Below are 16,538 nucleotides of genomic sequence, written 5' to 3'. Positions count from 1 at the left end.
ATAAAATCGCGCGCCTTCGCAGACCGGCAACAGCCGGGCACCCTCGAATATCGCGTGAGGCAATCACCTTCGTCGATGTCGGCGGTCCCGCTGGACTCGGTCGTTACCCAGAAATCCCCCCTAAAGGCCTGGATCATGAGCAAGCAACCCTCCCTGAGCTACAAGGACGCCGGTGTAGACATCGACGCCGGTGAAGCATTGGTCGAACGCATCAAGAGCGTCGCCAAGCGCACTGCGCGCCCGGAAGTCATGGGCGGCCTGGGCGGTTTTGGCGCCCTCTGCGAAATCCCGGCCGGCTACAAGCAGCCCGTGCTGGTTTCCGGTACCGACGGCGTCGGCACCAAGCTGCGCCTAGCATTGAACCTGAACAAGCACGACAGCATCGGCATCGACCTGGTTGCCATGTGCGTCAACGACCTGGTGGTGTGCGGCGCCGAGCCGCTGTTCTTCCTCGACTACTACGCCACCGGCAAACTCAACGTAGAAACCGCGACCCAGGTCGTGACCGGCATCGGTGCTGGCTGCGAGCTGTCCGGCTGCTCCCTGGTGGGCGGCGAAACCGCTGAAATGCCAGGCATGTACGAAGGCGAAGACTACGACCTGGCCGGCTTCTGCGTCGGCGTCGTGGAAAAATCCGAAATCATCGACGGCTCCAAAGTCGCTGCCGGCGATACCCTGCTCGCCCTGCCGTCTTCCGGCCCGCACTCCAACGGCTACTCGCTGATCCGCAAGATCATCGAAGTGTCCGCTGCCGACATCGAGAATATCCAGCTCGACGGCAAGCCGCTGACCGACCTGCTGATGGCCCCGACCCGTATCTACGTGAAGCCGCTGCTCAAGCTGATCAAGGAAACCGGCGCCGTCAAAGCCATGGCCCACATCACCGGTGGCGGCCTGCTGGACAACATCCCGCGCGTTCTGCCAAAAGGCGCACAAGCGGTGGTTGACGTAGCAAGCTGGACCCGCCCGGCGGTGTTCGACTGGCTGCAGGAAAAAGGCAACGTCGACGAAAACGAAATGCACCGCGTGCTGAACTGCGGCGTGGGCATGGTTATCTGCGTGGCTCAAGAGCACGTGGAAACCGCACTGAATGTGCTGCGTGAGGCTGGCGAGCAGCCTTGGGTCATCGGTCAGATCGCCACCGCTGCCGAAGGCGCTGCCCAGGTTGAACTGAAGAACCTCAAGGCTCATTAATGTCAGCCACCTGTGATGTTGTGGTGCTGCTATCCGGCACCGGCAGTAACTTGCAGGCCTTGATCGACAGCACGCGGACCGGCGACAGCCCGGTCCGCGTCGCTGCGGTGATTTCCAACCGCGCCGATGCCTATGGCCTGCAACGCGCCAGGGACGCGGGTATCGACACCCGCACCCTGGATCACAAGGCTTTCGAGGGCCGCGAGGCCTTCGACGCCGCGCTGATCGAACTGATCGACACCTTCAAGCCCAAACTCGTGGTCCTGGCCGGGTTCATGCGCATTCTAAGCGCTGACTTCGTGCGCCACTACGCGGGCCGCCTGCTCAATATCCATCCCTCGCTGCTACCCAAATACAAAGGGTTACACACTCATCAGCGCGCGCTGGAGGCCGGCGACGCTGAACACGGCTGCTCCGTGCACTTCGTCACCGAGGAACTCGATGGCGGACCACTGGTCGTACAAGCAGTAATACCGGTAGAGTTGCATGACTCGCCGCAGAGTCTGGCGCAGCGGGTCCATGTACAGGAACACCTGATCTACCCCATGGCCGTACGCTGGTTTGCCGAAGGCCGGTTATCCCTCGGCGAGCAAGGTGCTTTACTGGATGGACAGTTGCTTGCGCCCAGCGGCCACTTGATTCGAACCTAGGAGATTTTATGCGTCGCGCCCTGCTCTTCGCTTGCGCTCTGCTCGCCTTGCCCTTCGCACAGGCTGCAGACCTTCAACCTTTCTCCGCCAGCTACACCGCCGACTGGAAGCAGTTGCCCATGAGCGGCACGGCTGAACGCAGCCTGACCAAGGAAGCCAACGGCGTCTGGAAGCTCAACTTCAAGGCGTCGATGATGATCGCCAGCCTGTCCGAAGAAAGCACCCTGACTGTCGACAAGGACACCTTGCTGCCACAGTCCTACCACTTCGAACGCGGTGGCCTGGGCAAAGCCAAGAAGGCTGACCTGGACTTCGACTGGACCGCCAAGAAGGTCACCGGCACCGATCGTGGCGACGCGGTCAATATTGCGCTCAACCGCGGCATGCTCGACAAATCCACCTACCAGCTGGCGCTGCAGCATGACGTGGCCGCCGGCAAGAAAAGCATGAGCTATCAGGTTGTCGATGATGGCGAAGTCGATACCTATGACTTCCGCGTGCTGGGTTCGGAAAAAGTCGAAACCAAGGCTGGCCAGATCGATGCGATCAAGGTCGAGCGCGTGCGCGATCCGACACAAAGCAAGCGCATCACCGTGCTGTGGTTCGCCAAGGATTGGGATTACCTGCTGGTTCGCCTGCAACAGGTCGAGACCGACGGCAAGGAGTACAACATCATGCTCCTGGACGGCACCGTGAACGGCAAGCCGGTTAAAGGCAGCTGATACTCATATGTTTGAAGGAGCCCCGCACTTGCGGGGCTTTTTTTAAGATCAAAAGATCGCAGCCTTCGGCAGCTCCTACACGGGAATTCGGTCTCTTGTAGGAGCTGCCGAAGGCTGCGATCTTTTAAAGGAACGCACAACTGGCGCAATGCTCTATACCTTCAAGGTCTTTTTTGATCGAATGACTTTTCCTGCTGCCTGCGAGGTTTCCCATGACTGTCACCGTCAACACCGTTTCCGCCGAAGGTCTTCGCCATACCGTCCAGATCGATGACCACGAGTTGTTTGCCGACGCTCCCGTCTCCGCCGGTGGCGAAGGCAGCGCGCCAGAGCCTCATGATTATTTCGACGCAGCGCTGGGCGCCTGCAAAGCCTTGACCTTGAAGATGTATGCGAAGAAAAAGGACATTCCGCTGACCGGTGTTGGTGTGGAGGTCAAACGCGACAACAGTGAAGAGCAGAAAGGCAAATATGCCCTGCATGTGAAACTGACCCTCAAGGGCGTGCTCACCGACGCCCAGCGCGATGAGCTGCACCGGGTGGCCGATCGTTGCCCGGTGCACAAGCTGATGACCAGCAGTGAAGTCAGCATCGAAACCCATCTGGCCGAAGGCGCGTTCAGCCAATAGCGGCAAGGGCTGCGCAAGCGGGTTATGCTCGACGCATTACCCGCTCAGCCTGGAACGCACCATGAACACTCCGCTCGTGATCCGCCCCCGCGCCGAAGATGTCGAAGGCCAGCCGATTCTTCGCCCGTTGCCGTCTGCCAAATGCCGCAATGTCGGGCCCTTCGTGTTTTTCGACCACATGCTCGAAACCCGTTATGCCGCGGGCACGGGCATGAACATCCGCCAGCATCCACATATCGGTCTCTCCACACTCACCTACCTGTTTGAAGGCCAGCTGCAACACAAGGACAGCCTCGGTTCGGACCAGGTGGTCAATGCCGGGGATGTCAGCTGGATGACCGCCGGCAGCGCCATCGCTCATGTCGAGCGCACGCCCGACGCGCTAAAAGACAGCGGCTTTACGATGCACGGTTTGCAGATCTGGCTGGCTTCTCCCAAAGACAAGGAACAGGGCCCCGGACACTACAGCCACCACCCCGCTGCCACGCTGCCGGTCAGCGAAAACCTCGGGGTGAAGATCCGCATGATCGCCGGCTCGGGCTTTTGCCTCGAATCGCCGGTTCCGGTGCTTTCTCCGACGCTGTATGCCGAATTGAACCTGCAAACGGCGACAACCCTGCTGATTCCTACCGAGCATGAAGAGCGCGCGCTGTATGTCTTGAGCGGTGACGTGCAGCTGGATGGCGAGACGGTAGAGCCGCATTCGCTGGTGGTGTTGCCGGCTGGGGAAGAGATGACGTTGTTCGCCGAGAGCGACAGTCATGCGGTGGTGTTCGGGGGTGCGCCGCTGGATGGGCCGCGGCGGATCAACTGGAATTTCGTGGCGAGCGACCCGGCAGCCATCGATGAAGCGCGCCGGCGTTGGGCGGCCGGAGATTGGCCGACGGTGCCGGGGGAAGTTGAGCGGATCGAACTTCCTTAAGACTTTTTGTGAATTTCACATCGCCTTCGCGAGCAAGCCCGCTCCCACTGTTGACCGCATTCCAATGTGGGAGCGGGCTTGCTCGCGAAGAGGCCGGCACTATCGCAATCAGCCCTTGAACACTTCATCCAGCAGATTGTGCATCGAAGTGAAGGCCCGAGCGGCGACCTTGGCGTCGTACATCATCATGCCCGGTACGTTCGCATGGGGATCGGTGAACGAGTGAAACGCGCCGCCGTAGCTCAGCAGCTGCCAATCCACGCCCGCGGCATTCATTTCATCCTCGAAAGCCGGCAGCTGCTCCTTAGGCACCAACGGATCGGAAGCACCGTGCAGCACCAATACCGAGCCCTTGATGTTTTTCGCATCATTGACGTCCGGGGTATCCAGCGTACCGTGGAACGACACCGCCGCCTTCACGGGCGCACCCGTACGCGCAAACTCCAGCGCGCAGCAACCACCGAAACAGAAACCGAACGTGGCCAGTTTCGACGTATCGACAGCGGCCTCACCCTGGCTTTGCAACTGTTCGAACGCCACCTGCATGCGCTTGCGCAGCAACGGCCGGTCATTCTTCAGCGGCATCATTGCCGCGCCGGCCTCATCGTTGTTCTGCGGACGAACCGATTGACCATAGAGATCCGCGATCAGCACCACGTAGCCCTTGGCCGCGACCGACTTGGCGATTTCCTCGGCACCGGCACCGACGCCCATCCAGTTCGGCGCCATCAACAGGCCTGGACGCGGCCCTTTGTGATCAGCGTCGAACGCCAGGCGGCTTTCGTAGGATTGGCCATCAATCTGATAGGCAACAGAACGTACAGTGATTTGGCTCATTTCTGACTCCTGATTTTTTTACACCAGAATGAAAAAACCCGCCGAAGCGGGTTTTTCTACAACGAAGTTAAGCCGACAGCTCAACCAATAGCTTGTTCAGACGACGCACATAGGCCGCCGGGTCTTTCAAGCTGTCGCCGGCCGCCAGGGCCGCCTGATCGAAGAGGATGTGCGACAGGTCGCCAAAGCGCTCGTCGCTCTGCTCGTTGTCGAGCTTCTCGATCAGTGGGTGAGCCGGGTTGAATTCGAAGATCGGCTTCGAATCCGGAACCTTCTGCCCGCTGGCTTCGAGGATCTGACGCATCTGCAGGCCCAGGTCCTGCTCGCCGATGGCCAGGATCGCCGGGGAGTCGGTCAGGCGATGGGATACCCGTACTTCAGCCACGGATTCGCCCAGTGCAGACTTCAGACGCTCGACCAGACCTTCTTTGGACTTGGCGACTTCTTCTGCGGCCTTCTTGTCCTCTTCCGAGTCCAGGTTGCCCAGGTCCAGGTCACCGCGCGCCACGTCGACAAAGCTCTTGCCGTCGAAATCGCTGAGGTAGCTCATCAGCCACTCGTCGATACGGTCAGTCAGCAGAAGCACTTCGATGCCTTTCTTGCGGAAGACTTCCAGGTGCGGGCTGTTCTTGACCTGTGCGTAGGTTTCGCCGGTCAGGTAGTAGATCTTGTCCTGACCTTCCTTGGCGCGTGCCAGGTACTCGGCCAGGCCGACTACCTGTTCGCCGTCATCACCGATGGTCGATGCAAAACGCAGCAGACCGGCGATTTTCTCTTTGTTGGCGAAATCTTCTGCCGGGCCTTCTTTCATGACCTGGCCGAAGTTTTTCCAGAAGCCTTTGTATTGCTCTGGGTCGTTCTTCGCCAGTTTTTCCAGCATGTCCAGCACGCGCTTGGTCAGCGCCGACTTCATGGAGTCGATGATCGGGTCTTTCTGCAGGATTTCCCGAGACACGTTCAGCGACAGGTCGTTGGAGTCGACCACGCCTTTGATGAAGCGCAGGTAAAGCGGCAGGAAAGACTCGGCCTGATCCATGACGAACACGCGCTGCACGTACAGCTTCAGACCTTTCGGTGCTTCACGCTGGTACAGGTCGAATGGCGCACGGGCCGGCACGTACAGCAGCGAGCTGTATTCCAGCTTGCCTTCGACCTTGTTGTGGCTCCAGCTCAGCGGGTTTTCGAAGTCGTGGGCGATGTGCTTGTAGAACTCCTGGTATTCCTCGTCCTTGATTTCGGTACGCGGACGGGTCCACAGGGCGCTGGCGCGGTTGACGGTTTCCCATTCAACGGCAGGTTTCTCTTCACCCTCGACGGCTGCCACTTCTTTCGGCAACTCGATCGGCAAGGCGATGTGGTCGGAGTACTTCTTGATGATGTTGCGCAGACGCCAGCCATCGGCGAACTCGTCTTCACCGGATTTCAGGTGCAGGACGATGCGAGTACCACGGTCAGCCTTGTCGATGGTGGCGACTTCGAAATCGCCCTCACCTTTGGACGACCAGTGCACGCCTTCGCTGGCCGGGCTACCGGCGCGACGGCTGAACACGTCGACTTTGTCGGCGACGATGAAAGCGGAGTAGAAACCGACACCGAACTGGCCGATCAGGTGCGAGTCTTTCTTCTGGTCACCGGTCAGGTGTTTCATGAAATCGGCGGTGCCCGACTTGGCGATGGTACCCAGGTGGGTGATCGCGTCTTCGCGGCTCATGCCGATACCGTTGTCTTCGAGGGTGACGGTCTTGGCGTCCTTGTCGAAGCTCACGCGGATTTTCAGTTCGGCGCCGCCTTCCAGCAGCTCTGGCTTGGCCAAGGCTTCGAAACGTAATTTGTCTACAGCGTCAGAGGCGTTCGAGATCAGTTCGCGAAGGAAAATTTCCTTGTTGGAATACAGCGAATGGATCATGAGGTGCAGCAGTTGCTTCACCTCGGTCTGGAAGCCCAGGGTTTCCTTTTGAGTTTCCACACTCATGGTCATCAAACTCCAATCAGATGGCATAAGCCGCGACCTTCAGGGTCGGCGGCGGGTTGTCATCAGAGTTGGGGGCAGCATTCAGGATTTCAAGGGCTCATCAAGTTTGAAATGCGCCCGGGCCGTGGCGATGGGTTCCGCCTCGGTGCTTTGCCAGGCGGTAATCGCCACGTTGGCGACCCGGCGCCCCTGGCGACACACCTGGCAACGGGCCCAGGTATCGCGAAACTGCCCGGCGCGCAGGTAATCGAGGGAGAAGTCGATGATCTTCGGCACGCCCGGCGAACCGGTCGCCACCAGCAGGTGCAGCGCGGCGGAAAGCTCCATGAAACCGGCGATCACGCCGCCATGGATGGCCGGCAACAACGGGTTGCCGATGTTGTCCTTGTTGGCCGGCAGGCGAAACAGCAGCTCGTCCCCCACCCGCGAGCATTCGACACCGATCAATCCGGCGTAGGGAATCAGGTTCAACAGCGGCGCATATTCGCCCTGCTCATGGGCCTGTTGCAGTTGCTCCTTGAACGACTCGCTCACTTCGCACCTCCGGCAATCACGCCGCCAAAACCCTTGGTCCCCTTGATGCCCTTGCCCATGCGCATGAAAGTGCCCACGACATGGGCAATCGGCTGCTCCGGGTCATCCTGATAGGCAAATCCGCGGGCGAATATCACGTCGGTGGTCACCCGATAGCACTGGGCGAAGCCATAGACATCCTTATGCGGTTCGGCAGCGTGCATGTAGTCGATGCGCAGGTCGAGGGTCGGGCAGACTTCGAACTCAGGCAGTACGCAGAGGGTAGACATGCCACAGGCGGTGTCCATCAAGGTGGTCAGGGCGCCGCCGTGAATTACCCCGGTCTGGGGGTTGCCGACGATCTGCGGGCTGTATGGCAGCACTACGGTCAGCCCTTCGGCGCCGGCGCTGTGAACCCGCAACCCGAGCACTGAACAATGTCGCAGCGCCGACAGGAACCGTGTCGCACGCTCAAAAACGGGGTTTTCGGCCATGTTGATAAAGACTCTTGTTTAGTAGGCAGTGAAGTAGAAGCCCGGGTAAAAGTTCCGCGTTAGAACAAACTTATATATCTGAAATAATTTGTGGAACTTAACCATGACGCCAAGGCTCTTAAGGCCAGATAGATCTTTTCCACAAGGAGAAACACCCCATGCGTAAGACTTTTGCTATTGCCTTGATGTTGACCGCTTCCCTCGGTCTCGCTGCTTGCGATAAAAAATCCGAGGACAAAGCTCAAGATGCCGCCGAACATGCTGAGCAAGCACAGCAAGACATGAACAAAGCTCAGGATAAAGTGAACGACGCTGCAAAAGAAAATGCCGAAGCCGCCAAAGCTCAGGCTGAATCGAACGAAGCCGCAGCAAAAGAAGCCGCGCCTAAAAACTGATCCGGTTTTTAGCGTGGTAAAGAAAACCCGCCAAGTGCGGGTTTTCTTTTGCCTGCGATTTATTCGCTAGAGCAAAATCGTTCGAAAAGTCGGACTAATCATCAGCAACAAGGAACAGATCAAACCCACCAGCCAGACCAGGCTGCGTTGCCAGGCCAGGTCTTTCCAATAACACAGCAGGTAAAGGACTCGCGTAACCACAAAGATGATCGCCAGCGAGTCGATCAGCCAACCCGCCGTTTGTGTGGTGTGAGCCATCAACACCCCCACCGCAAACAATATGAAGGCCTCGAAACTGTTCTGATGCGCCGCCACCGCGCGCGCACCCAACCCCGTGAGTTGCGCCTGCTGTTGGCGCGGCAGGTGATTGTTGTAACCGCCCTGCTCTTTCATGGCCGTGGTCACGGGCATGCGCGCCACGTAAATCAGTACGGCACTGATAAACACGCACCAGAATGGAATACTCATCAAGCGGCCTCTTTGTTCACCTCGGGCAATGGCGCCTCTGTAGGGGTATAGACCATCACATCGAGAACGTCGGAGTGAAACTCGCGGCGATACAGCACGAACACCACGCCGGCACTCATCAACATGAACAACCAGGGGCTGACGAACCAGGCCAGCATGGTCATGCCGAAATAGTAAGAGCGCAGGCCGAAGTTGAACTGGTTGGCGGCCATGGAAATAACCCGGGCTGCCCGATTGGCAAAGGCTTTGCGCTCCTGCTCCGACACATGACGCTCGCCGACCATGGGCGCCGAGCCCACCAGGATGGCGGCGAAGTTGTACTGGCGCATGCACCAGCTGAAGGTAAAGAATGCATAAACGAACACCAGTGCCAAACAAAGCAACTTGATCTCCGACATCCCCTGCGATGCCTGCTGCACCATCGGGATATCCGCCAGCAACGACACCGCCCTTTCCGACGCCCCAAGGACCGTGAGAATACCGGCCAGGATAATCAGGGTGCTGGAGGCAAAGAACGACGCATTGCGCTCCAGGTTGCCGATCACGCTGGCATCGGCGATGCGGTTGTCACGCAGGAGCATGCGGCGCATCCAGTCTTCGCGATACAGGTGCAGCACGCTGGCCAGGCAGGCCGTGTCACGGCCCTTCCAGGTCGCATAGCGGGTGTAACCGCCCCAGCAGATGACGAACCAGATGGCCGCGAGGATGTGGATCAGGTTGGTTTGGATGAACGACATGCAGGTCCTTGTGATGGAGTGGCTGGTACACCGATACCCCTTGTAGGAGCGAGCTTGCTCGCGAAGAACCTGAGAGCAACGCGTTTATCCAGAAAACACGCGCCATGATTCGCGTCCTTCGCGAGCAAGCTCGCTCCTACAATTGGATTGCGCAGTCTTTCGACGTTAGCGCAGAAGAAAAGGCACCGCATCTCCCCATAAAAAAATGCCCCGTATCGATTGATACGGGGCATTTCTGTTTTTGCCTGCAAGCCCGCTCGTGGCGGGCCGGCAACGCTTAAGCCAGCGCTTCTTCGCGCTTGCCCAGCAGACGGTCGCAAACCACCGCAACCACCAGGGTCATCACCGACGGCACCAGCCACGCCAGGCCTTGCTCGCTGAGCGGCAGGTGCGACAGTTGCGTCGGCATCCAGTCCGCCAGGCCGGCGCCCTTGAGGGCGTCGATCAGGCCGAAGATGAACGACACCAGCATCACCGGGCCGACGATGCGGCCTTGTTCATGCCAGAAGTCCTTGCAGAAGCTCAGGGCCACCAGGGCGATGCACGGCGGGTAGATCGCGGTCAGTACCGGGATCGAGAACGCGATCAGCTTGGTCAGGCCCAGGTTGGACACCAGCAGGGAGAACGCCGCGAGGATGATCACCAGCGTCTTGTAGGACAGTGGCAGCACCCGGCTGAAGTACTCGGCGCAGGCACAGGTCAGGCCGACCGCCGTGACCAGGCAGGCCAGAGAGATCAGGACGGCGAGGAAACCGCTGCCCAGGGAGCCGAAGGTGTGCTGCACGTAGGCGTGCAACACGGCCGCTCCATTGGTCGCACCAGCAGCGACTTCATGGCTGCCCGAACCCAGGCGGAACAGGCTGATGTAGACCAGCGCCAGGCCCACGCCGGCAATCAGGCCGGCAATGATCGCGTAACGCGTGATCAACGCCGGCGACTCGACGCCGCGCGAGCGGATGGCATTGACGATGACGATGCCGAACACCAGTGCACCGAGGGTATCCATGGTCAGGTAGCCATTGATGAAGCCCTGGGAGAACGGCGCCGCCACGTATTCCGGCGTTGCATGGCCAATGTCACCCGCCGGCAACGCGAACGCAGCGATGCCGAGCGCGGCCAGGGCAATGATCTTCAGCGGCGCGAGGAAGCGCCCGACGGTATCGAGCAAACGGCCCGGGTACAGCGAGATGAAGAACACCACCAGGAAGTACACGGAACTGTAGAGGAACAGCGCCAGCGGGCTTTCGCCGGTCAGGGGCGCCAGGCCGACTTCGAACGACACGGTCGCGGTACGCGGGGTGGCGAACAGCGGGCCGACAGCCAGGTAGCAGGCCGCCGCGAGCAGGCCACCGGCGATCTTGCCGATCGGGCTGCTCAGGGCATCCATGGCGCCACCGACCTTGGCCAGGGCGACGACGGTGACCACCGGCAGGCCGACCGCGGTGATCAGGAAGCCCAGCGCCGCCATCCAGACGTGAGGCCCGGACTGCAAACCGACGATAGGCGGGAAGATGATGTTGCCAGCCCCGACGAACAGGGCAAACGTCATAAAACCAAGTGCCAGGATGTCCTGGCCTTTCAACACTTTCATTAAGGAAATACCACACTACTGAATCGGAATTTAGAGAGGGATTTCCCTATGGGTGAGGGAAATGCTGTCGGTCCGTATGGGACCAACCCTTTTAGCGCGTTGCAGCCTTGTGGGCCGCGGACGCAAAAATGGCGCGTATCCTAACGAATTTGGGCGGTAAACGCACTGTTAGAGGGCGGACTATCCGATACACGACATTTCCGTGTCGCATTTATGCATGTAAATGGTTGTCGCCTGTAAGTCCGTCTTCGCGAGCAAGCCCGCTCCCACATTGGAACGCGGTCAACTGTGGGAGCGGGCTTGCTCGCGAAGAGGCCGGCACCCTCTGCGCAAATCCCGGAAACGACAAAGGCCACCCGAAGGTGGCCTTTGTTTGGTGAAGCGTCAGCTAAGCGCGAGGCTTACTTGACAGCCCAACCAGTCAGCTCGGCCAGGGCCTTGCCGATGTCTGCCAGCGAACGCACGGTTTTAACGCCTGCGTCTTGCAGAGCAGCGAATTTCTCGTCTGCAGTGCCTTTGCCGCCAGAGATGATTGCGCCAGCATGGCCCATGCGCTTGCCCGGAGGAGCAGTCACACCAGCGATGTAGGAAACAACCGGCTTGGTCACGTGTGCCTTGATGTAGGCAGCCGCTTCTTCTTCAGCCGAACCGCCGATCTCACCGATCATCACGATCGCTTCGGTCTTCGGGTCTTCCTGGAACAGCTTCAGGATGTCGATGAAGTTCGAACCCGGGATCGGGTCACCACCGATGCCGACGCAAGTCGACTGACCGAAACCGGCGTCAGTAGTCTGCTTCACAGCTTCGTAGGTCAGGGTGCCGGAACGCGAAACGATACCGACCTTGCCTGGCAAGTGAATGTGACCTGGCATGATGCCGATCTTGCACTCGCCCGGAGTGATAACGCCTGGGCAGTTAGGGCCGATCAGGACTACGCCCAGCTCGTCGCACTTAACTTTAGCGTCCAGCATGTCCAGGGTAGGAATGCCTTCGGTGATGCAAACGATCAGCTTGATGCCGCCGAAGGCAGCTTCCAGGATCGAATCTTTGCAGAAAGGAGCCGGAACGTAGATCACGGAAGCGGTAGCGCCAGTGGCTTCTACTGCGTCTTTAACGGTGTTGAACACTGGCAGACCCAGGTGCTCGGTGCCGCCTTTGCCAGGAGTAACGCCACCAACCATTTTGGTGCCGTATTCGATGGCTTGCTGGGTGTGGAAACTACCTTGCGAACCGGTAATACCCTGGCAGATAACTTTGGTGTCTTTATTGATCAGGACGCTCATTATTTGCCCTCCGCAGCTTTGACAACTTGTTGAGCAGCGTCGGTCAGGCTGGTAGCAGCGATGATGTTCAAACCGCTTTCTGCCAGTACTTTAGCGCCCAGCTCAGCGTTGTTGCCTTCAAGGCGAACAACAACCGGGATTTTCACGCCGACTTCTTTCACTGCACCGATGATGCCTTCGGCAATCATGTCGCAACGAACGATGCCGCCGAAGATGTTAACCAGTACTGCAGCGACGTTGGTGTCGGACAGAATGATTTTGAAAGCTTCGGTAACGCGTTCTTTGGTAGCGCCGCCGCCCACGTCGAGGAAGTTGGCTGGCTTGCCGCCATGCAGGTTGACGATGTCCATGGTACCCATGGCCAGGCCAGCACCGTTGACCATGCAACCGATGTTGCCTTCCAGCGCTACGTAGTTCAGTTCGAACTTGGCAGCGTGCGCTTCGCGCGGATCGTCTTGCGACGGATCGTGGAAAGTCTTCAGCTTAGGCTGACGGTACATGGCGTTGGCGTCGATGTTGATCTTGGCGTCCAGGCAGTGCAGATCGCCGTCAGCCTTGATCACCAGCGGGTTCACTTCCAGCAGCGCCAGGTCGTGATCCTTGAACAGCTTGGCCAGACCTACGAAGATCTTGGCGAACTGAGCAACCTGCTTGCCTTCCAGACCCAGCTGGAATGCCAGCTCGCGACCCTGGAATGGCTGAGCGCCAACCAGTGGATCGATAGTGGCTTTCAGAATTTTTTCTGGAGTGTCGTGAGCGATTTTCTCGATGTCCACGCCACCTTCGGTGGAAGCCATGAACACGATACGACGGCTCGAACGGTCAACGACAGCGCCCAGGTACAGCTCTTTAGCGATATCAGTGCACGATTCAACCAGGATCTTGGTGACTGGCTGGCCATTGGCGTCAGTCTGGTAAGTCACCAGACGCTTGCCCAGCCACTGCTGTGCGAAGGCTTTGGCGTCTTCTTTGCTGCGAACCAGCTTGACGCCGCCCGCTTTACCGCGACCACCGGCGTGGACCTGGGCTTTGACAACCCACTCGCTGCCGCCGATTTTGTCGCAAGCTTCTGCTGCTGCTTCTGGGGTGTCTACTGCGTAACCAGTGGAAACTGGCAGGCCGTACTCAGCGAACAGCTGCTTACCCTGATACTCGTGAAGATTCATGCTTATTACCGTCTTCGTTAGGTACTGCGCATTCGGTGCTGCACTTGTTCAAGTGCCGCACCACCTGTGACTGCTGCTTGCGTAGCCTTTCCGGACAACCGGTGCAACTACGCAAGACTGCGTCCAGCGGATATTCCGCGGTGAGTCTTGCATGCAAGGCTCACGACGGGCCATACCGCCGTGGTTTCTTATTGTCTTAACGCTTCTTGCGGTTGGCGATGTGGATGGCGCCGCCATTCACTGCCAGAGCAGCTTCGTGCAAGGCTTCAGACAGGGTCGGATGGGAGAAAACCATCATGCCCAGGTCTTCAGCGCTGGTGCCGAATTCCATACCGATCGCGCCCTGCTGAACCAGTTCTGCAGCGCTTGGGCCAATCACGTGGACGCCCAGTACGCGGTCTGTCTTGGCATCTGCGATGACCTTGACGAAACCACCGGTGTCGTTGGCAGCCATGGCACGGCCGGAGGCTGCAAACGGGAAGGTGCCGACGTTAACTTCAACGCCTTCAGCTTTCAAGGCCTGCTCGGTTTTACCTACCCACGCGATTTCCGGGTGAGTATAAATAACCGAAGGGATCAAATCATAGTTCATCTGGGCCTTGTGGCCCTTGATGCGCTCGACAACCATGATGCCTTCTTCGGACGCCTTGTGCGCCAGCATCATGCCGCGAACCACGTCACCAATGGCGTAGACGCCCGGTACAGTGGTAGCGCAGTGATCGTCGACGTGCACGAAACCGCGCTCGTCCAGGGTCACGCCGCAGTCGGCAGCCAACAGATCAGTGGTCACTGGACGGCGACCAACGGCTACGATCAGCTTGTCGAACGTGATGGTCTGTTCGCCCTTGGCATCGGTGTAGTTCACAACGACTTCGTCGCCGTTCACTTTGGAGCCGGTCACGCGAGCGCCCAGCTTGATGTCCAGGCCCTGTTTGGTCAGGGTTTTCAGCGCTTCCTTGGAAACAGCGGCGTCAGCGGCCATCAGGAAGGTGTCCAGGGCTTCCAGGACAGTCACTTCTGCACCCAGACGCGACCACACCGACCCCAGTTCCAGACCGATCACGCCAGCGCCGATCACGCCCAGACGCTTAGGTACGGATTGGAATTCCAGGGCGCCCGTCGAATCGACGATCACATTCTGGTCAACCGGAGCCGGTGGAATGTCGATCGGACGCGAACCTGGAGCCAGGATGACGTTTTCAGCTTCGATGATTTCTACCGAGCCGTCCGGCTTGGTGACTTCGACTTTCTTGCCGGCCAGCAGCTTGCCGTGGCCCTCGATGGAGGTCACACCGTTGGCTTTGAACAGGGTCGCAACGCCAGAGGTCAGGCCTTTGACGATGGTGGCTTTACGGCCAACCATTGCACCCACGTCCATGGTCACGCCAGCGTGATTGATACCGTGGATCGCGAAGCCTTCTTTGGCTTCCTTGTATTTCCAGGAGCTGTCCAGCAGCGCCTTGGAGGGAATGCAGCCGACGTTCAGGCAAGTACCGCCCAGAGCCAGTTTGCCTTCCTTGTCGGTGTACTTCTCGATGCAGGCGGTCGAAAGACCCAGTTGGGCGGCCTTGATGGCAGCCACGTAGCCGCCAGGGCCCGCGCCGATCACTACTACGTCAAATTTCTGCGACATTCAAAAAATCCTCTTTAGCGAAAAGCTTCAAGCCGCAAGCTGCAAGCCAAGCCGCGGGTTTTCCGCCAGCTCGGGCTTGCAGCTCATGGCCGCTTCTATCAGATATCCAGCAACAGACGAGCCGGATCTTCCAGCAGGTTCTTGATGGTCACCAGGAAAGTCACAGCTTCTTTGCCATCGATCAGACGGTGATCGTAGGACAGTGCCAGGTACATCATCGGACGAATCACGACCTGGCCGTTGATGGCCATAGGACGCTGGATGATGTTGTGCATGCCCAGGATGGCGGCTTGTGGCGGGTTGACGATCGGGGTCGACATCATCGAACCGAAGGTACCGCCGTTGGTGATGGTGAAGGTACCACCGGTCATTTCGTCCATCGACAGTTTGCCGTCGCGGGCTTTCTTGCCGAAAGTGGCGATGCCGCCTTCGATTTCAGCCAGGCTCATCAGTTCGGCGTTACGCAGAACCGGTACAACCAGGCCGCGATCGCTGGAAACTGCAACGCCGACGTCAGCGTAGCCGTGGTAAACGATGTCGCCGCCGTCGATCGACGCGTTGACAGCCGGGAAGCGCTTCAGTGCTTCGGTAGCTGCTTTCACGAAGAACGACATGAAGCCCAGGCGTACGCCGTTGTGGGACTTCTCGAACAGATCCTTGTACTTCGAACGCAGGGCCATGACTTCGGTCATGTCGACTTCGTTGAAAGTGGTCAGCATCGCCATGTTCGATTGAGCTTCTACCAGGCGCTTGGCCACGGTAGCGCGAACGCGGGTCATCGGAACGCGCTTCTCGATGCGATCGCCTGCAGCGAACACAGGAGCAGCGGCGGCAGGTGCGGCAGCCTTGGCAGGCGCGGCAGCCGGAGCGGCTTTCTTGGCAGCAACGGCTGCAACCACGTCTTCCTTGGTCACGCGACCGCCTTTGCCGGTGCCGGCAACGGAAGCGATGTTGATGCCGTTTTCTTCAGCCAGCTTGCGCGCAGCCGGTGCAGCAACAGGATCGTCTTCGCCTTCGGCAGCCGGAGCAGCGGCCTGAGCAGCGGCAGCCGGAGCAGCAGCGGCTGGAGCGGCAGCAGCGCCGCCCGCTTCGATGGAGCCCAGGACTTCGTCGGACAGAACGGTGTCGCCTTCGTTCTTGACGATAGCGCCCAGCACGCCGTCAGCAGTCGCCAACACTTCCAGTACGACTTTATCGGTTTCGATGTCGACGATCAGTTCGTCGCGCTTGACCGCGTCGCCCGGTTGTTTGTGCCAGGTGGCAACGGTGCCATCGGCAACCGATTCCGGGAAAGTGGGGGCTTTGATTTCGATAGCCATTATCTGTGGGTCC

General features: G+C 59.1%; 17 protein-coding genes. 6 read left to right on the top strand and 11 right to left on the bottom strand.

From position 1 onward, the window contains the following. Nucleotides 1-135: 135 nt before the first annotated feature. The 5 genes from purM to ACM6I6_RS11840 all read left to right on the top strand — a co-directional run bounded on the left by purM (nt 136) and on the right by ACM6I6_RS11840 (nt 4,117). Nucleotides 136-1,194, top strand: coding sequence for a phosphoribosylformylglycinamidine cyclo-ligase (gene purM / locus ACM6I6_RS11860; protein ID WP_414919920.1), 1,059 nt, complete (start codon nt 136-138; stop codon nt 1,192-1,194). Beyond that, nucleotides 1,194-1,844 (top strand): phosphoribosylglycinamide formyltransferase, encoded by a 651-nt coding sequence (purN, locus tag ACM6I6_RS11855; protein WP_323608827.1) that lies wholly within the window; start codon nt 1,194-1,196, stop codon nt 1,842-1,844. The genes purM and purN overlap by 1 nt, the downstream gene beginning before the upstream one ends. Nucleotides 1,845-1,852: 8 nt before the next feature. Further along, entirely contained in the window at nt 1,853-2,566 is a 714-nt protein-coding gene (locus ACM6I6_RS11850; RefSeq protein ID WP_274074908.1) for a DUF3108 domain-containing protein, read from the top strand. Nucleotides 2,567-2,778: 212 nt separating this feature from the next. Next, complete coding sequence (locus ACM6I6_RS11845; RefSeq protein ID WP_323608826.1) at nt 2,779-3,195, top strand: OsmC family protein; 417 nt, start codon at nt 2,779-2,781, stop codon at nt 3,193-3,195. 61 nt (nt 3,196-3,256) lie between these two features. Further along, complete coding sequence (locus ACM6I6_RS11840; RefSeq protein WP_323608825.1) at nt 3,257-4,117, top strand: pirin family protein; 861 nt, start codon at nt 3,257-3,259, stop codon at nt 4,115-4,117. A gap of 108 nt (nt 4,118-4,225) precedes the next feature. Here the strand turns inward: ACM6I6_RS11840 and ACM6I6_RS11835 are convergent, their stop codons facing one another. The 4 genes from ACM6I6_RS11835 to ACM6I6_RS11820 all read right to left on the bottom strand — a co-directional run bounded on the left by ACM6I6_RS11835 (nt 4,226) and on the right by ACM6I6_RS11820 (nt 7,933). After that, nucleotides 4,226-4,954, bottom strand: a complete 729-nt coding sequence (locus ACM6I6_RS11835) for a dienelactone hydrolase family protein (protein WP_274074905.1) — start codon at nt 4,952-4,954, stop codon at nt 4,226-4,228. A gap of 67 nt (nt 4,955-5,021) precedes the next feature. Continuing rightward, entirely contained in the window at nt 5,022-6,926 is a 1,905-nt protein-coding gene (gene htpG / locus ACM6I6_RS11830; protein ID WP_408600099.1) for a molecular chaperone HtpG, read from the bottom strand. Nucleotides 6,927-7,007: 81 nt separating this feature from the next. Beyond that, complete coding sequence (locus ACM6I6_RS11825; protein ID WP_323627662.1) at nt 7,008-7,460, bottom strand: PaaI family thioesterase; 453 nt, start codon at nt 7,458-7,460, stop codon at nt 7,008-7,010. Next, nucleotides 7,457-7,933: a PaaI family thioesterase gene (locus tag ACM6I6_RS11820; RefSeq protein WP_274074902.1), complete on the bottom strand. Its 477-nt coding sequence runs from the start codon at nt 7,931-7,933 to the stop codon at nt 7,457-7,459. The genes ACM6I6_RS11825 and ACM6I6_RS11820 overlap by 4 nt, the downstream gene beginning before the upstream one ends. 158 nt (nt 7,934-8,091) lie before the next feature. Here ACM6I6_RS11820 and ACM6I6_RS11815 point away from each other — a divergent pair, with 158 nt between their 5' ends. Then, on the top strand, nt 8,092-8,328 hold the full coding sequence (locus ACM6I6_RS11815) for a hypothetical protein (protein WP_046819383.1): 237 nt from the start codon (nt 8,092-8,094) through the stop codon (nt 8,326-8,328). A 66-nt stretch (nt 8,329-8,394) separates the two neighbouring features. Here the strand turns inward: ACM6I6_RS11815 and ACM6I6_RS11810 are convergent, their stop codons facing one another. The 7 genes from ACM6I6_RS11810 to odhB all read right to left on the bottom strand — a co-directional run bounded on the left by ACM6I6_RS11810 (nt 8,395) and on the right by odhB (nt 16,525). Further along, nucleotides 8,395-8,796: an MAPEG family protein gene (locus tag ACM6I6_RS11810; RefSeq protein ID WP_323608821.1), complete on the bottom strand. Its 402-nt coding sequence runs from the start codon at nt 8,794-8,796 to the stop codon at nt 8,395-8,397. Beyond that, on the bottom strand, nt 8,796-9,533 hold the full coding sequence (locus tag ACM6I6_RS11805; protein ID WP_414919919.1) for a DUF599 domain-containing protein: 738 nt from the start codon (nt 9,531-9,533) through the stop codon (nt 8,796-8,798). The genes ACM6I6_RS11810 and ACM6I6_RS11805 overlap by 1 nt, the downstream gene beginning before the upstream one ends. 277 nt (nt 9,534-9,810) lie before the next feature. Then, the gene (gene brnQ, locus ACM6I6_RS11800; RefSeq protein WP_046819380.1) at nt 9,811-11,124 is read right to left on the bottom strand and encodes a branched-chain amino acid transport system II carrier protein; all 1,314 of its coding nucleotides are present in this window, start codon (nt 11,122-11,124) and stop codon (nt 9,811-9,813) included. 401 nt (nt 11,125-11,525) lie between these two features. Continuing rightward, nucleotides 11,526-12,407 carry a succinate--CoA ligase subunit alpha gene (gene sucD / locus ACM6I6_RS11795; RefSeq protein WP_008082972.1) on the bottom strand — a complete coding sequence of 294 codons (882 nt, stop codon included), beginning with the start codon at nt 12,405-12,407 and terminating at the stop codon, nt 11,526-11,528. Continuing rightward, the gene (gene sucC / locus ACM6I6_RS11790) at nt 12,407-13,573 is read right to left on the bottom strand and encodes an ADP-forming succinate--CoA ligase subunit beta (RefSeq protein ID WP_007919879.1); all 1,167 of its coding nucleotides are present in this window, start codon (nt 13,571-13,573) and stop codon (nt 12,407-12,409) included. Before sucC ends, sucD begins: the two co-directional genes overlap by 1 nt. A gap of 196 nt (nt 13,574-13,769) precedes the next feature. Further along, on the bottom strand, nt 13,770-15,206 hold the full coding sequence (lpdA, locus tag ACM6I6_RS11785; protein ID WP_323627668.1) for a dihydrolipoyl dehydrogenase: 1,437 nt from the start codon (nt 15,204-15,206) through the stop codon (nt 13,770-13,772). A 98-nt stretch (nt 15,207-15,304) separates the two neighbouring features. Further along, the gene (gene odhB / locus ACM6I6_RS11780) at nt 15,305-16,525 is read right to left on the bottom strand and encodes a 2-oxoglutarate dehydrogenase complex dihydrolipoyllysine-residue succinyltransferase (RefSeq protein ID WP_046819378.1); all 1,221 of its coding nucleotides are present in this window, start codon (nt 16,523-16,525) and stop codon (nt 15,305-15,307) included. Nucleotides 16,526-16,538: the final 13 nt, after the last annotated feature.

Origin of the sequence: Pseudomonas sp. IT-P218 (assembly GCF_949767605.1) — a bacterium.
Taxonomy (GTDB): Bacteria; Pseudomonadota; Gammaproteobacteria; order Pseudomonadales; family Pseudomonadaceae; genus Aquipseudomonas; species Aquipseudomonas putida_AE.
Note: the sequence above shows the minus strand (reverse complement) of the source record. Positions and strands in the feature narration are given on the sequence as shown.

Coding starts and splice junctions, on each gene's coding strand:
- purM (WP_414919920.1), top strand. CDS start 136: ATGAGCAAGCAACCCTCCCTGAGCTACAAGGACGCCGGTGTAGACATC.
- purN (WP_323608827.1), top strand. CDS start 1,194: ATGTCAGCCACCTGTGATGTTGTGGTGCTGCTATCCGGCACCGGCAGT.
- ACM6I6_RS11850 (WP_274074908.1), top strand. CDS start 1,853: ATGCGTCGCGCCCTGCTCTTCGCTTGCGCTCTGCTCGCCTTGCCCTTC.
- ACM6I6_RS11845 (WP_323608826.1), top strand. CDS start 2,779: ATGACTGTCACCGTCAACACCGTTTCCGCCGAAGGTCTTCGCCATACC.
- ACM6I6_RS11840 (WP_323608825.1), top strand. CDS start 3,257: ATGAACACTCCGCTCGTGATCCGCCCCCGCGCCGAAGATGTCGAAGGC.
- ACM6I6_RS11835 (WP_274074905.1), bottom strand. CDS start 4,954: ATGAGCCAAATCACTGTACGTTCTGTTGCCTATCAGATTGATGGCCAA.
- htpG (WP_408600099.1), bottom strand. CDS start 6,926: ATGAGTGTGGAAACTCAAAAGGAAACCCTGGGCTTCCAGACCGAGGTG.
- ACM6I6_RS11820 (WP_274074902.1), bottom strand. CDS start 7,933: ATGGCCGAAAACCCCGTTTTTGAGCGTGCGACACGGTTCCTGTCGGCG.
- ACM6I6_RS11815 (WP_046819383.1), top strand. CDS start 8,092: ATGCGTAAGACTTTTGCTATTGCCTTGATGTTGACCGCTTCCCTCGGT.
- ACM6I6_RS11810 (WP_323608821.1), bottom strand. CDS start 8,796: ATGAGTATTCCATTCTGGTGCGTGTTTATCAGTGCCGTACTGATTTAC.
- ACM6I6_RS11805 (WP_414919919.1), bottom strand. CDS start 9,533: ATGTCGTTCATCCAAACCAACCTGATCCACATCCTCGCGGCCATCTGG.
- brnQ (WP_046819380.1), bottom strand. CDS start 11,124: ATGAAAGTGTTGAAAGGCCAGGACATCCTGGCACTTGGTTTTATGACG.
- sucD (WP_008082972.1), bottom strand. CDS start 12,407: ATGAGCGTCCTGATCAATAAAGACACCAAAGTTATCTGCCAGGGTATT.
- sucC (WP_007919879.1), bottom strand. CDS start 13,573: ATGAATCTTCACGAGTATCAGGGTAAGCAGCTGTTCGCTGAGTACGGC.
- lpdA (WP_323627668.1), bottom strand. CDS start 15,206: ATGTCGCAGAAATTTGACGTAGTAGTGATCGGCGCGGGCCCTGGCGGC.
- odhB (WP_046819378.1), bottom strand. CDS start 16,525: ATGGCTATCGAAATCAAAGCCCCCACTTTCCCGGAATCGGTTGCCGAT.